The 15,723-nt window shown below is 40.8% G+C and carries 20 protein-coding genes; 14 read left to right on the top strand and 6 right to left on the bottom strand.

Annotation, left to right across the window (positions count from 1 at the left end; translation table 11 throughout):
• The first annotated feature begins 1 nt into the window (after nt 1).
• The 3 genes from RYH73_RS16305 (at nt 2) to RYH73_RS16295 (ending at nt 2,607) form a co-directional block, all read left to right on the top strand.
• The gene (locus RYH73_RS16305) at nt 2-571 is read left to right on the top strand and encodes a Crp/Fnr family transcriptional regulator (protein ID WP_335314505.1); all 570 of its coding nucleotides are present in this window, start codon (nt 2-4) and stop codon (nt 569-571) included.
• A gap of 176 nt (nt 572-747) precedes the next feature.
• Nucleotides 748-1,821 carry an SDR family oxidoreductase gene (locus RYH73_RS16300; RefSeq protein WP_335314504.1) on the top strand — a complete coding sequence of 358 codons (1,074 nt, stop codon included), beginning with the start codon at nt 748-750 and terminating at the stop codon, nt 1,819-1,821.
• 300 nt (nt 1,822-2,121) lie between these two features.
• A complete protein-coding gene (locus tag RYH73_RS16295) occupies nt 2,122-2,607 on the top strand; it encodes an ankyrin repeat domain-containing protein (protein WP_335314503.1) in 486 nt (161 codons plus the stop codon).
• A 76-nt stretch (nt 2,608-2,683) separates the two neighbouring features.
• Here RYH73_RS16295 and RYH73_RS16290 read toward each other — a convergent pair whose 3' ends face one another.
• The 4 genes from RYH73_RS16290 to RYH73_RS16275 all read right to left on the bottom strand — a co-directional run bounded on the left by RYH73_RS16290 (nt 2,684) and on the right by RYH73_RS16275 (nt 6,593).
• Nucleotides 2,684-4,870 (bottom strand): catalase, encoded by a 2,187-nt coding sequence (locus tag RYH73_RS16290; RefSeq protein ID WP_335314502.1) that lies wholly within the window; start codon nt 4,868-4,870, stop codon nt 2,684-2,686.
• Between the two features lie 11 nt (nt 4,871-4,881).
• Entirely contained in the window at nt 4,882-5,436 is a 555-nt protein-coding gene (locus tag RYH73_RS16285; protein WP_335314501.1) for a YciE/YciF ferroxidase family protein, read from the bottom strand.
• A gap of 208 nt (nt 5,437-5,644) precedes the next feature.
• Entirely contained in the window at nt 5,645-6,103 is a 459-nt protein-coding gene (locus RYH73_RS16280; protein ID WP_335314500.1) for a hypothetical protein, read from the bottom strand.
• Nucleotides 6,104-6,242: 139 nt separating this feature from the next.
• Complete coding sequence (locus tag RYH73_RS16275) at nt 6,243-6,593, bottom strand: nuclear transport factor 2 family protein (RefSeq protein ID WP_335314499.1); 351 nt, start codon at nt 6,591-6,593, stop codon at nt 6,243-6,245.
• A 607-nt stretch (nt 6,594-7,200) separates the two neighbouring features.
• Between RYH73_RS16275 and RYH73_RS16270 the strand changes: the two genes are divergently transcribed.
• The 5 genes from RYH73_RS16270 (at nt 7,201) to RYH73_RS16250 (ending at nt 9,988) form a co-directional block, all read left to right on the top strand.
• Nucleotides 7,201-7,389 carry a hypothetical protein gene (locus RYH73_RS16270; RefSeq protein ID WP_335314498.1) on the top strand — a complete coding sequence of 63 codons (189 nt, stop codon included), beginning with the start codon at nt 7,201-7,203 and terminating at the stop codon, nt 7,387-7,389.
• Between the two features lie 114 nt (nt 7,390-7,503).
• The gene (locus tag RYH73_RS16265; RefSeq protein WP_335314497.1) at nt 7,504-7,656 is read left to right on the top strand and encodes a lmo0937 family membrane protein; all 153 of its coding nucleotides are present in this window, start codon (nt 7,504-7,506) and stop codon (nt 7,654-7,656) included.
• 367 nt (nt 7,657-8,023) lie between these two features.
• Nucleotides 8,024-8,464 carry a pyridoxamine 5'-phosphate oxidase family protein gene (locus tag RYH73_RS16260; protein ID WP_335314496.1) on the top strand — a complete coding sequence of 147 codons (441 nt, stop codon included), beginning with the start codon at nt 8,024-8,026 and terminating at the stop codon, nt 8,462-8,464.
• A gap of 201 nt (nt 8,465-8,665) precedes the next feature.
• Nucleotides 8,666-9,124 carry a GNAT family N-acetyltransferase gene (locus tag RYH73_RS16255; protein WP_335314495.1) on the top strand — a complete coding sequence of 153 codons (459 nt, stop codon included), beginning with the start codon at nt 8,666-8,668 and terminating at the stop codon, nt 9,122-9,124.
• A 288-nt stretch (nt 9,125-9,412) separates the two neighbouring features.
• The gene (locus RYH73_RS16250) at nt 9,413-9,988 is read left to right on the top strand and encodes a dihydrofolate reductase family protein (protein ID WP_335314494.1); all 576 of its coding nucleotides are present in this window, start codon (nt 9,413-9,415) and stop codon (nt 9,986-9,988) included.
• 47 nt (nt 9,989-10,035) lie between these two features.
• On the opposite strand, the gene RYH73_RS16245 is transcribed toward RYH73_RS16250, so the two are convergent.
• Nucleotides 10,036-10,428, bottom strand: coding sequence for a hypothetical protein (locus RYH73_RS16245; RefSeq protein ID WP_335314493.1), 393 nt, complete (start codon nt 10,426-10,428; stop codon nt 10,036-10,038).
• 318 nt (nt 10,429-10,746) lie between these two features.
• Between RYH73_RS16245 and RYH73_RS16240 the strand changes: the two genes are divergently transcribed.
• The 6 genes from RYH73_RS16240 (at nt 10,747) to RYH73_RS16215 (ending at nt 15,398) form a co-directional block, all read left to right on the top strand.
• Complete coding sequence (locus RYH73_RS16240) at nt 10,747-11,940, top strand: winged helix-turn-helix domain-containing protein (RefSeq protein ID WP_335314492.1); 1,194 nt, start codon at nt 10,747-10,749, stop codon at nt 11,938-11,940.
• A 186-nt stretch (nt 11,941-12,126) separates the two neighbouring features.
• On the top strand, nt 12,127-12,300 hold the full coding sequence (locus RYH73_RS16235; protein ID WP_335314491.1) for a hypothetical protein: 174 nt from the start codon (nt 12,127-12,129) through the stop codon (nt 12,298-12,300).
• Between the two features lie 111 nt (nt 12,301-12,411).
• Nucleotides 12,412-13,029, top strand: coding sequence for a 2,3-bisphosphoglycerate-dependent phosphoglycerate mutase (locus tag RYH73_RS16230; RefSeq protein ID WP_335314490.1), 618 nt, complete (start codon nt 12,412-12,414; stop codon nt 13,027-13,029).
• A gap of 93 nt (nt 13,030-13,122) precedes the next feature.
• Nucleotides 13,123-13,563, top strand: coding sequence for a BT0820 family HAD-type phosphatase (locus RYH73_RS16225; RefSeq protein ID WP_335314489.1), 441 nt, complete (start codon nt 13,123-13,125; stop codon nt 13,561-13,563).
• 142 nt (nt 13,564-13,705) lie between these two features.
• Nucleotides 13,706-14,398: an aspartate/glutamate racemase family protein gene (locus RYH73_RS16220; RefSeq protein WP_335314488.1), complete on the top strand. Its 693-nt coding sequence runs from the start codon at nt 13,706-13,708 to the stop codon at nt 14,396-14,398.
• Nucleotides 14,399-14,501: 103 nt separating this feature from the next.
• Complete coding sequence (locus tag RYH73_RS16215; protein ID WP_335314487.1) at nt 14,502-15,398, top strand: aminoglycoside 6-adenylyltransferase; 897 nt, start codon at nt 14,502-14,504, stop codon at nt 15,396-15,398.
• A 61-nt stretch (nt 15,399-15,459) separates the two neighbouring features.
• Here the strand turns inward: RYH73_RS16215 and RYH73_RS16210 are convergent, their stop codons facing one another.
• Nucleotides 15,460-15,717 (bottom strand): hypothetical protein, encoded by a 258-nt coding sequence (locus tag RYH73_RS16210; protein ID WP_335314486.1) that lies wholly within the window; start codon nt 15,715-15,717, stop codon nt 15,460-15,462.
• Nucleotides 15,718-15,723 lie beyond the last annotated feature (6 nt).

Here is a 15,723-nt window from a genome sequence, read left to right as displayed (position 1 = left end):
TATGTTTCAAGTCCTTTTCTCCCATATCGAAGAGAAAGTTCAATTATCGGACGCTGAAAAAGCAAAAATTACGAGCTATTTCCGCACGAAAAAAATCAAACGCAGAGGGTACATACTCATGGAGGGCGATGTGTGTAATTTTTTGACGTTTGTAGAACGCGGATTATTAAAGTCTGCCAATATGGATGAAAAGGGTAATGAACACATATCTTTATTCGCGTGGGAAGGTTGGTGGATCTCGGACTTCAACAGTTTTATTCATCAAGTACCCGCTGTGTTAAGTATTGAGGCTATTGAAGATTCAGAGCTTTTACAAATCAGTCGGGATAATTACGAAAAGCTTCTAATCGAGATCCCTTTAATGGAACGATATTTTCGTATCCTCTATCAGAACAGCTTGGTGACAAAGGATCAACGACTCATCAGTTCTAATAGCGATTCTGCAGAAAGTAAATATTTAAGACTCGTTGAATCCATGCCGAATATCTTACAACGGGTACCGCAGAATCTGATCGCATCTTATCTTGGACTAGCACCGGAAACGATTAGTCGGATTAAGAACAAGCGCTAATTGCAAACCGATTCTTGATCTAGATCAATAGAATTTTCTGATCGTGATCAAGATTATTGAAAAATGATACCGCTAGCTTTGAAGTCACATAAAACGGATGGAATATGAAATCGTTATGATTTTCAAAAACACATCGTGGAATCATGACCGTTTCATCACCTAAAAAAATTAAAAAGATGAAAAATATTGCATTGGTGATTGGGGCTACCGGCATCACAGGTAGCAATTTAGCACAAGAGCTCGTATCTCAAAAATGGAAAACATATGGATTGGCAAGGAATCCGGAGAATCTACCCGAAGGAGTGGATCCAATTAAGGCCGATTTATTAGCTATTGAAACGCTTGATCATGCTATTAGAGCTATCTACCCCACTCATGTATTTATAAATACATGGGTGCGTCGCGATACGGAAGCTGAAAACGTCAGAGATAACGGAACCATGGTAAGAAATGTACTGAAAGCACTTTCTAAGCAGAAAAGCGTTAGACATGTCGCTTTGGTTACAGGCCTTAAACATTATCTTGGGCCTTTCGAAGCCTACGCAAAAGAGGGAGCGTTACCCGAAACCCCTTTGAGAGAGGAACAAGGACGGCTTGATATAGCCAATTTCTATTATGCGCAGGAAGATGAAGTTTACGAAGCTGCAAAACGAGACGGGTTTTCGTGGAGCGTGCACAGACCACATACGGTAATAGGCAAGGCAGTGGGTAATCTAATGAATCTGGGCACTACACTGGCCGTTTACGCCACTATATGTAAGGTAACCGGAAGGAAATTTATATGGCCCGGTTCGGAAGCCCAGTGGAATGGCCTATCAGACGTAACGGATGCGACGATTTTAGCTAAACACTTAATTTGGGCAAGTACAACACCAAATGCGACAAATACGGCGTACAACATTGTCAATGGCGATGTGTTTAGGTGGAATTGGTTATGGCCAAGAATCGCGGAATGGTTTGGTGTGGAATATGAAGGATATTCCGAGAAGATCCGTCCATTAGAACGCGAAATGCAAAATGATCATGCGCTCTGGAACAAAATTTCAAAAGACCACGACCTTGTGAGTGAGGACCTTGATGCCGTCGCATCACCATGGCATACGGATCTTGATTTGGCGCGACCAATAGAGGTCATGACAGATATGAAAAACAGCAGGAAAAATGGTTTCTCAGCGTTTCAATCAACTGAAGATTCGTTTCTAAATCTATTTAAGTTGCTCCAATCAGAAAAGATCATTCCTAAAATCTAAAATCTTTTGAGCGAAGAATTAGCTGCCTCAGCTCAAAATCATGAACTCTAACGCAGTATCCTATAGCCATGCCTTAATATAGAAGAATATGGCTATAGGCTTTTCATTTTTTAAGGAACTGCTACTGTCGAATTTAAACAGTAATCCTGAACTTACTGATACACCTTTACATTATACTTTTAGTAGACACCGCAAACATTCCGACGAAGCAAGCGTTATCCGAAATATCCCTATGCATTAGAATTTAGTGCGCGACCGGGTTAACAAAGCACAAAAGTTTGAAGACAAAAACTACTAGCCATGAACAACTTGATTAGCAGTCTTAATAATGCAGCACGAACCGGAAATATACCGCAACTACGCGTGTTCATCGACAACGACGTCAATCTGAATGTACGCGACGAAAAGGGTTATACACCACTCATTATAGCTTGCTATAATAATCAATACGAAGGGGCAAAACTACTACTTGATGCGGGTGCCGATGTAAATGCGCAGGACAACGGCGGTAATACCGCACTGATGGGGGTGGCTTTTAAAGGCCATACTGATATTGCGGAATTGCTCGTTAATTACGGAGCCGACTTAAATATGCAGCACGGAAACGGTGGTACGGCCATTATGTTTGCGGCCATGTTTGGAAGAAACAACATGGTTGCGCTATTACTGGAACGTGGAGCGGATATAAGCGTTCGGGAAGCGCGCGGATTAACGGTACTTGATTTAGCAGCCCAGCAAGGTAACGAAGAAGCAATTGCTATGATCGAAAGATACCTCCCCGATTAGTCCAAGATAGTGAAAATAATTTTTCAAAATAGGGTCTCTTATTTTCCATCGAGACCCTACCCCTAACGTAAATTCGCTACGCTGGCACTTGGCGCGGTTTTTCGCGATCCCAAAACCGATGCAACGCAATTGCTGTCACAAATTGTTTTGATAACTTTTTTAGATCTGCGTTAACCACAAGTCCTTCTGTCAATACCGTTTCCTCGGTAAATGTTGAGGGGAGCTTGTTAGCAAAATAGGTAGCTTCTAAAACTTGCAAAGCCTGTTCATCTGCCGCAATGGCTTTACAGTGTTTAAATGCTTCATTGAGAAAATGAACAGCATTCGCTTCAGCCTCCAATGTGGCAACGCTGTTAGTACCTCGCGGAACGTAAACGGCATCGTATAAAACAGACGCAGCTGTTAAAAAGCTTTCATCAACGGCAACTTCTTTTCCGCTTTTTCCAATAACCGCATTAAGCCTCGGTGCTATAATATGTACTACGGCTCCTTTGGACACTAAAAATTCTTTCACTGTCGTCACGGATTGTTCATCGACCCCATCGGCAACCAAAAAAGCGATTTTCCTTGACACGATACGATCTTTGACCGTATTTTTCATACTCAGCGCTTCTGAATATGCTAACGAAGACTCAACTTGTATGGGTTGATATTGGGTAGGGTCACCATCCGCAGGTATACTGTGATTAACCGGTTGTGCAGGCTTCTTTGGTACCTTCAAACCAAGTGCATAGGCAACTTCCGAGGCCAGCCCTTTGTCAATAAGCGAAAGAATACTAATCATCCTTTCCCGTATCGCAACAGTTTTGACCTTACCAAGCTCGAAAGAAAAAGCATCGATCAAATGGTTTTTTTCCGGGTCGGATTGACTGTTAAAAAATAAACGGGCCTGACTAAAATGATCGAAGAAGCTCTTGCTTCTGGCTCGAACCTTTTTTGCATCTATGCGTTCCTGGTAACTTGTAAAACCACCCTCGGCAACTTTGGCCTGGGAAGGATCTCCATTTCTCAATGAATTAGGGTTGTAGCTGGATTTGCCTTTGTTTATCTGTTGACGCATAAAACCATCACGCTGGTTATTATGTATAGGCACGATCGGTCTATTAATCGGAATTTCGTGAAAATTTGGCCCTCCCAAGCGGATCAATTGCGTATCGGTATAAGAAAAAAGCCTCCCTTGAAGTAGCGGATCATTGGTAAAATCTATCCCGGGGACAACATGTCCGATATGAAAGGCTGCTTGTTCCGTTTCAGCAAAAAAGTTATCCGGATTACGGTTTAAGGTCATCTTACCTATGCGTCTTACCGGCACCAGTTCTTCCGGAATTATTTTGGTTGCGTCTAAAAGATCGAAATCGAATTTAAACTCATCTTCCTCGGGGACAATTTGGACACCTAACTCCCACTCTGGAAATGCACCGCTTTCGATTGCTTCCCAAAGATCACGACGATGAAAATCAGGGTCTTTACCTGAGATGTTCTGCGCTTCATCCCATGCTACGGAATGTACGCCTAATAGGGGTTTCCAGTGGAACTTAACAAAATGGGCCTTGCCTTTTTCATTGATAAAGCGAAAAGTGTGCACACCAAAGCCTTCCATCATACGATAGCTGCGCGGAATGGCACGATCGCTCATGAGCCACATAATCATATGAGCTGACTCCGGCATGAGGGAGATAAAATCCCAGAAGGTATCGTGTGCCGAAGCTGCTTGCGGTATTTCATTATCAGGTTCGGGCTTGACGGCATGTACTAAATCGGGAAACTTGATAGCGTCCTGAATAAAAAATACAGGCATATTATTACCCACCAAGTCGAAGTTACCTTCTTGTGTATAAAATTTAACAGCAAATCCTCTGACATCCCTTGCCAAATCTGTCGACCCTCTTGACCCTGCAACTGTTGAAAAGCGAACAAAAACAGGTGTTTCAATATGGGTGTCGTTTAAGAAATGAGCTTTAGTGAATTCTTTCAAGGGTTTATATAATTTAAACACGCCGTGTGCGCCGGAACCGCGTGCATGCACGATACGTTCGGGGATACGTTCATGATCGAAGTGCGTTATCTTCTCGCGCAATATAAAGTCTTCCAATAATGTGGCACCGCGCTCTCCGCCCCGGAGTGAATTCTGATCATCGTTAACTTTTACTCCCTGATTAGTTGTCATTAATTCCCCCGCACTTTGCTCCATATCAGGTTCCAGGTTCTCGATCTTTTTATTATCGATTTTATCGTTCTTTTTGTTTATATTTTGCTTAGCCATTGTTCTGTTTTTTACGCTTCATCAGCAGCCTGATAGTTTATATCGTTTTCCGCTACATCGGTCAACAATTGATCTGCCTTTTTTTCTTCTATTAAGGTTTGCTCCAAAATATTGGCAACTTCGTCTAATCCCAAGGTTGTAGCCAATTGGTAAAGCCCGCCATATGTAGCTATTTCATAATGCTCCACCTTTTGCGCAGCTAAAATAATTCCGACGTCCCGTGTAGCTGTTTGAGCTTCCGTACTGTTAATTATACTTTCTGCTTCTTTTGTGAGTCCTTCCATGGCGTCACATTTTTTGGCAATTGCCTTTTCATCAAGTAACGTAAAAATCTGCTCGAGTCGAGCCACATGCTCAATCGTTTCCTTTAAATGGTTTTGAAATGCAGTTTCAAGTTTTGGTGAAGTGGACTCTTTCATCATCTTAGGAAGGTTTTTTACCAAGTGATTTTCCGCCCAATAAATGTCCATGATACCGTCCAGAAATAATGTTTTCAAGGCCGGCTCTGCTGTCAAGGACGTTTTTGTTCTGAATTTGGGCGCTGTGCCCGTACCGTCTTTTTTCATAGTAGTTTATTTTTAGCTATCGTATAGCGAGTTAGCATCAGAGAATATTAATACAACTGGTCATAATCAAAATTGTTTGTAACAATTAATAGGGCGGAAATTCCGGTGATTTAGTTGTGATGTCATAAAGGATTTAGGGTGAGGCACCTTCGGTAATTAAAGGCCGGGCTTTGCAAGAGAGGTTCTCCCGAGACTATAGGAAAGAAAACTATCCGATACTTTGCTGAACCTTTCTATTTCGGTAATTCTTGCCGCTTAATGCTACACCTATACTGAAAACCAAATGCGCCAAAAGCAAATGTCCGTAATACCGAGTAAACGGAATCTTAGGTGGATGCGGGTGAAACTTAAACACTGCTTTCCAAATTACTATTCCTGATAAACCACTCAAAAAACCCGCAAATAAACTTTGCTTTATACCTGGATTAATTTTTTCCTGTTTCCATATTTGTTGGAAGATGAAAGCCATGCTACAGCCCATGGCGTAATGCATGGCCCAACCACTTAGACGAGCCAATTTTTCTTCTTTGATTACTTTTTCTACCATCTCTGCCAAAAGAGCCGGTTCCTCAAACTTCTCGCCTTTTGATGCCGCTATTGTATAGCTAAATAAAGTCATTAACGTTGTCCCGATGGTACCTGAAATAATGGGATGATCTCTTTCCATAACATGTGGGCATTTATTTTCAACACATAATATATTAACAAAAACATGCCATTTGTTCTTCCTTAAAATCTTTTTCGTAGGAAGCGATGGCTTGCCGAATAACCGATCGTTCTTTTTTCCAACAGTTTTTGGATAATGATCATTTTGACACTTCTTCAATTACAAAAGCCCTTAGCTCGGCCATCTTGCCATTGCGAAACCGCCAAACGTCACAGTAGGAATAATCGTGTACTTTTCCCTTTTCGTCTTTCAGACTGATGGTACCGAGTGCTGTGACAAATTCACCTTCGGCAATCAGTGTTTCTACGATAAATTTCGGAGGCTCTACATAGGCCTCGGCCATGTACGCTCGGACCGCCTTCTTTCCTCTCAAAATCTTGTCACCTACAAATGTCCATTCTGTATCGCTGGTACAAAAAGACAAAAAGCCCTCATAGTCGCCAGCCGTAATAGCGGCATTGGCCTTCTCCAGTATCACTTTATTATTCATTTCGTATTCTTAATTTCACGTTTAGCGCGAACGATCTCTTATTCAACAATTAGGTAAACACTATGTTTTCGTCCCTGCCTTTCGTCAATCCGACGTCTCTAATTTAACGTATTAAGAGCGCCAGCACTACCCATGCAAGCCTAGTATTATAGATTCCCACACCGGTCCAAAATAAATTTGAGGGCAAAAAAGAGGAGGTTCTCGGCTATAAGAGGCGCTATTTTTATTGGGAAAGCAAAAGTATCCCTGGGTGTTGGTATAAATTTAATAGGACTATCGGCTTTCTGACCTAAAACAGGGATCGATTTAACACATAGATGAATTGTTTAAACTTCTTTCTTTTCATTAAGTTTTCGTTTTTTAAGGCATTCAAGCTTTCCCTAAGGGAAGGTCCGCGAAATAAAGAAGCAAAGAGCCGACCGTAGGGAATCCATGAACACCTTTGAAAATAATGAAGTAAAACCGACCAACGGAGCTCCCATATTTCCTAATTATTATTTAACGTTTTGGACGGATGTGATAGATTCCATTATCTACATCTTTTTAATTTATTACAAACACCTAGAGGTTTGAACCGTTAATTAAAAAGAAACAAATGTAGGATAAAATGGAAGCAGAGAAAACGAATAGTTCGAAAACTCAAATAGAGACTGATTACGGGAAACATGAAGAGAATCCGGGAATACCAAAACCGGCTCTTGAGGAAAAAGATGACAAAAAGGTGGGTTTTACCATCCATTGGTCGATTATTGTTGCAATAATTGTGCTCGCTATTGCATACTTTTTATTTGCTTAGCGGTGATCATTAACGACCTTATTACGCTAACATGCACCGGATTTACACGATTTTTTTTAAATGAGCACAAACAAATGAGGGCATTTCTGTATTAATGAATAAAATCAAACATCTATGGGAAATTTACTTTATATCATCGCAGTTGTATTAGTTATCATTTGGGCTATCAGCTTTTTTGGTGGATATGCACAAGGGGGTATTATCCACGCGCTTTTGGTTATAGCCATCATTGCTATACTATTAAGGGTAATAAGGGGTGCAGCCTGATAGAGCCCGAAAGAGCTCGAATTATAGGATTCGGGCTCTTTATTCTAACCATTAAACCTATTTCATTTATATATCATTACAGTCGCCTATAATCCTGCGAAGGACAAAAATCATAGGCGTTCGTTAAGCGCGTATCCTCCAGAAATCCCAAAACTAGAAACCACATTGCCCCCTTTGGTATTCATAGAGCAGCTACAATATCCCGGTTCAAATCGGAAGACGGACTGACAGAAGTTGATCATTGCTAAATCCGATTACATTGATCGCTTTCAAGGAATATCGGTCCGGATAATCTATCATCTGGAAATCGGTTGTTTTTAAAATCAATGATTTTAAGTACTTTTAATGAAAGAAATTCAATGATACCATGCTTGGAGAATTAAATAAAAGAGAAATAGTAGATTTATTGAAAAGCCAGTTTATTGGCCGCCTAGGATGCCATTTAAACGGCGAAACTTATGTAGTGCCTATCAATTATGTATACCAAAATGATGCAATATATGCTCACTCGGGCGAAGGTAAGAAAATAGAGATGCTACGAGGAAATCCACGGGTATGCTTTCAGGTTGATGAAGTTAAAAGCATGTTCAAATGGAAGAGCGTCATTCTTTGGGGAACCTTTGAAGAATTGGAAGGCACGGAGCGTCAACAGGTTATGCAAGGCTTAATTTTGCGCATCATGCCCAACACCAACGACCCTGGACGAGACCCTTCTCATGGAATAAGTCCGGAACTTCGAGACACCTTGATCGTTTATCGGATCAATATAGAAGAAGGAACCGGTCGTTTCGAATCTCATGAAGGATAGTTATGGTCCGCTCCATTTTGGAACATCATCCATCATTCTGCATTTGCGCGTGCTTAATTTATTAAGCGTGTCCCAGCCCTAGTGGTAACTCATTCGTTCAAATTTTGGAGACATTATTTAAGTATCGGAATACAAGGTTAATACACCGTCTCCAATTGCGATGCCATCTTTATAACGTACTTATCATACTTGGAATAAATCATGAAAGAAGTCTTACGCATTGAAAAGCTTGGTTCCAAAGACCTAGCTTATTTTAAAGCCCTCATTAAACTGTTTGAGGAGGTTTTTGAAATGAACAAATTGTCTGTGCCGAAGAACGAATATTTAAGCAAATTACTTACCCAAGAACGCTTCCATGTATTTGTTGCGCTATATGCAGATACGGTAATAGGAGGTTTAACCGCTTACACGTTGGAGCCATATTATGGTATAAAACCCTTGGCTTATATTTTTGATTTAGCTGTTTCCAGACATTGGCAACGAAAAGAGGTGGGAAGCAGGCTGATAGCGCGAACAAAATCTTACTTTCGAGAAAATGGTTATGAAGAGCTATTCGTTCAAGCGCATAAAATTGATAAGCATGCGATCAATTTCTATCGAAAAACAAAACCTTCAGAAGAAGGTGACGTTTTTCATTTCAGCTATTCATTAAACACATAAAATCCATTAAAACATCGTCTTTAGCCCCCGTTGGTCTCTCATTTCATCCTTAACGCATGTTTATCCCAAATTTTGTTGATCTATCCCTAATTTTTTCCGGTTCATACTATCGTTTGTAATCAGCAATGACTTAGCAACGGGTTCTTTCGAATCCCTTTCTTTTAACGGATAAATGATCTGAATCGTCACTCGTATGACTAAAAACACACGCATATTGTCGGAATAACACCTTACACGTGTGCCTCATCCACTTTAAATTTGGCTTATTATTAACTATATGAAGATCACATGAGAAAAATCAGGATTTTTGAACATATCTCGCTGGATGGCGTGATAGAACATGACGGAGATTATGTCTATGGTGCATGGACCACCCCCTACCGGAGTCCGGCCGGAGCCGCCATCCTCTTTGACGCATACGGGCCAAATTTTGACCTCTTGCTTGCCCGCCGTACATACGATATATTTAGTGGCTTTTGGCCTAAGGCCGGAGATTTCCCAATGGCAAATGCGATAAACGCTGCAACGAAATACATTGTAACTCACAGGCTCGACAGCTTGGAATGGGGGCCGGTAACGGGCTTAAGCGAGGATATCGTGGAGGCGATTCGTAATCTCAAATCAACGGATGGTCCTGACCTGATTGTGGTGGGAAGTTCGACGCTAACCTCTCTATTGCTTGACCAGGGGTTGGCTGACGAGCTTGTACTCATCACCTACCCGGTTTTACTTGGTCGGGGCAAACGCTTATTGTCAGAGACTATTGACGCTCGGGAGCTTGCTTTTGTTAACTCAAAGTCTACCCCTACGGGTTTGTTCATCAACACATACAAGTATCTCGGATCCTTGAAAAAAGTAAATTAGTGTACCTGTTATAAGTACGGTCGATTTCACGGCAAAACAATCTGTGCTTATGGAATATCTTTTCGGCTATCCATCTTATCCAAGAAAAATTGCATCTCACTTTCATTCAGTTTATCTTTTGGAAAGGCGATCAGATAGCGGCCACGGAAATGGACTACAAGTAACAACTCGCGCGGAGTAAGCTCAATTCGTCGGACCCAGTCCCATCCTTTTGTTTCTACGCGTTGTGTTTTTTCATGCCTGATAGTTATTTCCTGCTCATCGAATTCAATAACCATATCCAAATCCCTGTTCTTCGCCAATCTTTTAGTACTAAAATAATAAAGGGGTACCAATACAACCAATATAAATAGGAAGAAGTAGATTACTGTGGAAAGGATAACCCCGTAATTATCAATGGGAATAACATAAGCCAGTAACAACATTCCCAATAAGTACATCCATAAACTCTTTCTGAAAAAGAAATATAGCTTTGCCCGAAGAATACTTTTATAGTTTGCCCGTAACGTTTTGATAACCATGATATGCGTCGACTATACTTCCCAGTCTTATTTGTTCAAATTTATAAAAAATTCTACGCAAATTTTTCGACTGAAAGATTAAGAACCAATGGTATTTAGCCTATCCAAAGTGTTTATCGGCAGACGGCAGTAAAATACCACATCACCGGACTTTTAAGTAGGTTCCTATAAGGCCATGTGAGATCGGATTGCAACAGCCTAAATACCCATTTACAGAATATTTACTAACTTTCCTTCATGGATACCGTTGACATTACCAGAACACAGGCTCGTAAGATTATTCTCGATGCTGCCTGCCTTACCCAAAAAGCACCGTTTGGAACAGGGATCGAAGCCGTATACCGATTTATCGATCATTTGGGCTTTGTACAGTTGGATACGAATTATGTTGTCGAACGCGCCCATCACCATGTGATCGCTACGCGGGTTCCGGATTATCAAATGGAGTGGTTGGGTGAACTTTGCGAGGATGGTCGATTGTTTGAATACTTCATTTCGGATGCAGGTTACCTTCCCATGCGCGACTTCCGTTATTCATTACCCGTGAAACATGCTTTTAAAACCCGACATGAACCACCTAATCAAGCTTCGATTAATTTGATGAGAGAGATGATGGATCGTGTTGAACGGGATGGCCCTGTTCGGGTTAGTGATTTTGGGAACGATCGGATGGAAGCCAGCAGTGGCTGGTGGGATTGGCGGCCAGCTAAAGTTGCACTAGAACGGCTTTATTTTAACGGTGACTTGATGGTTAAGCGTACTCGAACCTTTCAAAAAATGTATGACTTACCGCTAAACCTGATACCTGATGAAATAGATCTGACGATGCCCACGGATGAAGAATACGCACGCTATGTAATTGAACGTACTTTAGGAGCGCTTGGTATCGCGTCTGCTAAAGAAATGGCATGGCGTAGTCGACGGGTAAAAGACAACCTGGTAAAAAAAACACTGCATGCAATGATTCTTACCGGCGAGGTAAAACAGATCAAAGTTGAAGCTGTGAAAAATCCAATGTATATGCTTCGGGGTCAAGATATCGACATCAAAATTGCGGACGAGGTTTTCATCTTATCCCCTTTTGATATTCTCAACGTATTTCGCCATCGCTTAAAAGACTTTTTTGACTTCGAATATCAAATCGAGTGCTTTGTGCCCGCACCTAAACGTCTTTACGGTTACTTTTCATTACCCATACTGGCCGGAGAAACCTTTATTGCGAGAATGGATGCCAAAGCAGACCGTAAACGAAAACTACTCATTGTTCATAATATCCATTTTGAACCAGTTGCTTTAACGCAACATACTCTTGCAAAATTCATTGAAGCATTGAAATCCTTTGTCCTTTTTAATCAGTGTCATGACATTACCTTTAAAAGAACAAATAACGAAACTTATTTGGAGGCGATTCGTCATGAATTCGCTGATTAGATACGGCAAAATAAGGATTAGGAATGGCATTTTGACAATAGTTAGATAAATCTAACTAAATAGTTAGACTAACTGTTGTTTTTCAAAATCAACTTCCTTATTTTTGTTAAACTAAAAATTACCGGCCATTGGAAATATCGAAGCAATACCGGATAAAATAAAAAGTTAATACAGAAACAATAGGGTATGGATTACGTCATTCAATTATTGGAAAGGGAAAAGAAAGAGCTGGAAGTCGATATACGGCAGGGAGACCTAATGCACAAAAACATGAAGCAAGCAACCCAATATTTCAAAAATATCAGCGAATTGAAAAGAGCTATCAAAGTGCTTCGGGCGAAGGCCCGTGGCTCCGATTAAATCAATAGCATTGTTATTAACATGAACAATGTTGATTCTGGAAATATCCTCTGATAAAAATACACGGAACCGAACGGTCCGTTAATTGATATCAATAATTAATGAATCGCTATGAAATTAATACTCATTCGTCATGGTCAATCTCAATGGAACTTGGAAAACAAATTTACAGGATGGAAGGATGTGGATATTACCGAAACCGGAAAGAAAGAAGCCTATAATGCCGCTTTGCAGATTAAGGGAGAACATATAGCGATTGCTTTCACTTCAAAATTGATTCGGGCTCAGCATACATTGCAGATCATACAGCAAGTGTGTGGATGGCAAGATATACCAGTTATCATGGATCAGGCATTAAACGAACGAGTCTACGGGAATCTTGAAGGGTTAAATAAAGCCGAAACAGCGCAAAGATTCGGCGAAGAACAAGTTCATTTATGGCGACGGTCTTATGATATTGCTCCTCCGGGAGGAGAAAGCCTGAAAGACACCTATAATCGAGTCATACCTTATTTTCAGTCCTTTATTCTTCCCCAACTACAATTGGAAAAAAATGTATTGATTGTAGCTCATGGCAATAGTTTAAGGGCTTTAGTGATGTATCTGGAAGGACTTAGCCCGAATGAAATACTCCAGCGCGAAATAGGCACCTGTGTTCCTTTATTCTATGAGTTGGACCAAAACAGCTTCAGAAATTATCCTCTGCGTTTAAGCCCAGCTAAACCATAGAAACGACGTTTATAGACAAGAGACTAACACACAGAATAGCTCACCGTGTTGTTCCTCTCAATAAAATAAGTGCCTTTCTAAAAAACAGTTAATATGAATCATCTCCAAGGGAAAATCATTGCCGTTGATTTTGACGGAACCATTGTTGAACATGCTTATCCAAGAATCGGAAAAGAAATGCTGTTTGCCTTTGCCACCTTAAGAGCACTCCAACAAAAAGGACATCGTTTAATTCTCTGGACGTACAGGAGAGGTGTTTTGCTGGAGGAAGCCATTCTTTTCTGCAAAAAGAACGATCTCATATTTTACGCGGTGAACGAAAACTTTCCAGATGAACCAAAGAGTGATGGCAAATTCAGTCGCAAAATAAATGCCGACATCTTCATCGACGATCGTAACATAGGTGGATTTCTTGGATGGGAAAACATTTGGCAGCTCTTGCATCCGGAAGGGGGAGCATACGATCATCAGCTAAAAAATCCTGCAATGCACCAAAACCAAGTCCATAAAAAGAAAAGGTTTTTGTTCTGGTAGCAAAGAATACCGGTCATCTGATGAGGGAGGGTTGTCAGGAAGTAATCCAACCCGCAGCTTTCAGAGAATTGTAAAAGTCGCAATCAAAGACTTGGTGTATGAGGGATTAGGATTATATTAGCGTAACACTAAAATCTAGTAAATGAAAACAATAGGTATTATAGGAGGATTAAGTTGGTTTTCGACTTCGGTATATTATTCCACCATTAATGAGTATACGCATCAGCTGCTGGGAGAGTCACACTCAGCCAGGATATTACTTTATTCAATTGACTTCCATGATTTTAAGTTGCTTCAGGAGAAAGACGATTGGACGGCAATTGAAAACTTGCTTTCCGATATAGCAATCAAGCTGGAAAATGCAAGCGCAGACTTTATCATGATGGCTACCAATACTCCACACCTTGTAGCCGATTCCATTCGGAAGAAAATCCGAATTCCGTTCCTACATATAGCGGAAGAAACAGCCAAAGAGATTATCAATCACAACATTTCGCAAGTTGCCCTTCTTGGAACAAGGTTTACGATGGAAAACGACTTTTTTAAAGAGCGATTAAGCCAGTTCGGCATCGGAACCATTATTCCGGAGACAAAAGACAGGGATTTCATTCATCAATCCATATTTGAGGAGCTTACCACCGGTGTTTTCCTGAAAGATACGAAAGATGAATACCTTAAAATCATCGACAAGCTGAAAACAGAGGGCGCTGAAGCTGTTATTTTCGGATGTACGGAATTGGCATTGCTAATTAAAGCGGAAGAAAGCAGTCTACCTGTATTCGACACTTCTGTTATACACGCAAAGGCGGCAGTGAATTTCGCATTATCGGATTAAATCTCCCGTTCATGCCCAATCTAAACAAGAACTAAGGCAAAAAACAGCAAATCACGGATTGCCTTCAATATACAGGGTTAGCGCGCAGTAAATTGACAATAACATGCATAGCAGAACGGAAGCACAGATGATGAAATTAATTCTGGAAGTAGCAGAAAAAGATTCGCGGATATTAGCGGTATTGCAAGATGGATCGCGATCCAACCCCAATGTTACGAAAGATATATTTCAAGATTACGATATTATTTACGTAGTTGAAGATCTTGAACCTTTCCTTGAAAATCCCGATTGGGTAGATGTATTTGGTGAACTAATGATATCACAAATGCCAGAGGATATGGAACTGTATCCTCCTTCACCGGAATTAGCCGGTGCATTTTCTTATTTACTGCAATTGAAGGATGGAAACCGAATTGATCTGATGATGGTACCCCTGAAAATATTGGATCATTTCACCAGTGATAGTCTTTGCAAAGTGATATGGGATAAAGGCCATCTATTTAGACACCAGCCGCTACCACCGGCCAGCGATGCCAGTTACATTGTGAAGAAACCTTCCGCACGTTCGTTCCAAGATTGCTGCAATGAATTTTGGTATACCGCTGCCGGTCTAGCAAAGGGTTTGTGGCGCGGGGAACTCATATTGGTCAAAGAACTATTTAATCAGGTGATTCATGGAGCCTTAATGCAAATGATGGATTGGTATATCGGCTGTCGTCATGAATTTGCGGTAAACCCGGGTAAATTTGGAAAGTTCTACCAGCGATATCTGGAACCTGAAACCTATGAGAGATTTCTGACCACTTATTCTGATGCAACAATGAAAAGCACCTGGCAAGCGGTCTATGTAAGCATTGAATTATTTAGGGATTCGGCCATTTATGTATCAACCCAATTAGGCTACACGTACAATGCAGCGTGGGATAAAAATGTGACCGAGTATATATTACATGTGCAGCAGTTACCAAAGAGCGCGGAAAGAATTTATACGGAGATATAATTTACATCGGCGGCCCGCAGCGTTATATAAAAATACACCCAGCCACATGCCTGCTTTTTCTTTATAGATCTTTGCCCGATAAATACACTTTTCCGATAAAAGGATAGGCATCAATGGTTTCAACAGCTTCGGAAATAGCATAACACAATTGGTACGTTTTATGAAGTTCTTCTGCATATGCGGGAATTTGCGCCTCTTCAACTTTTTCAAAAATCCAAATGGGTTCCAGGGGATCCGAGTCATATTGAGTCACCAATACGGTATGGCCTTTATTTTGAGCCTCTCTAAGTCCCTCTTTTGTTATGTTTGCTAGTTTCATAGCACA

The sequence above is a fragment of the Olivibacter sp. CPCC 100613 genome, from assembly GCF_036959255.1.
Lineage (GTDB): Bacteria > Bacteroidota > Bacteroidia > Sphingobacteriales > Sphingobacteriaceae > Olivibacter.
Note: the sequence above shows the minus strand (reverse complement) of the source record. Positions and strands in the feature narration are given on the sequence as shown.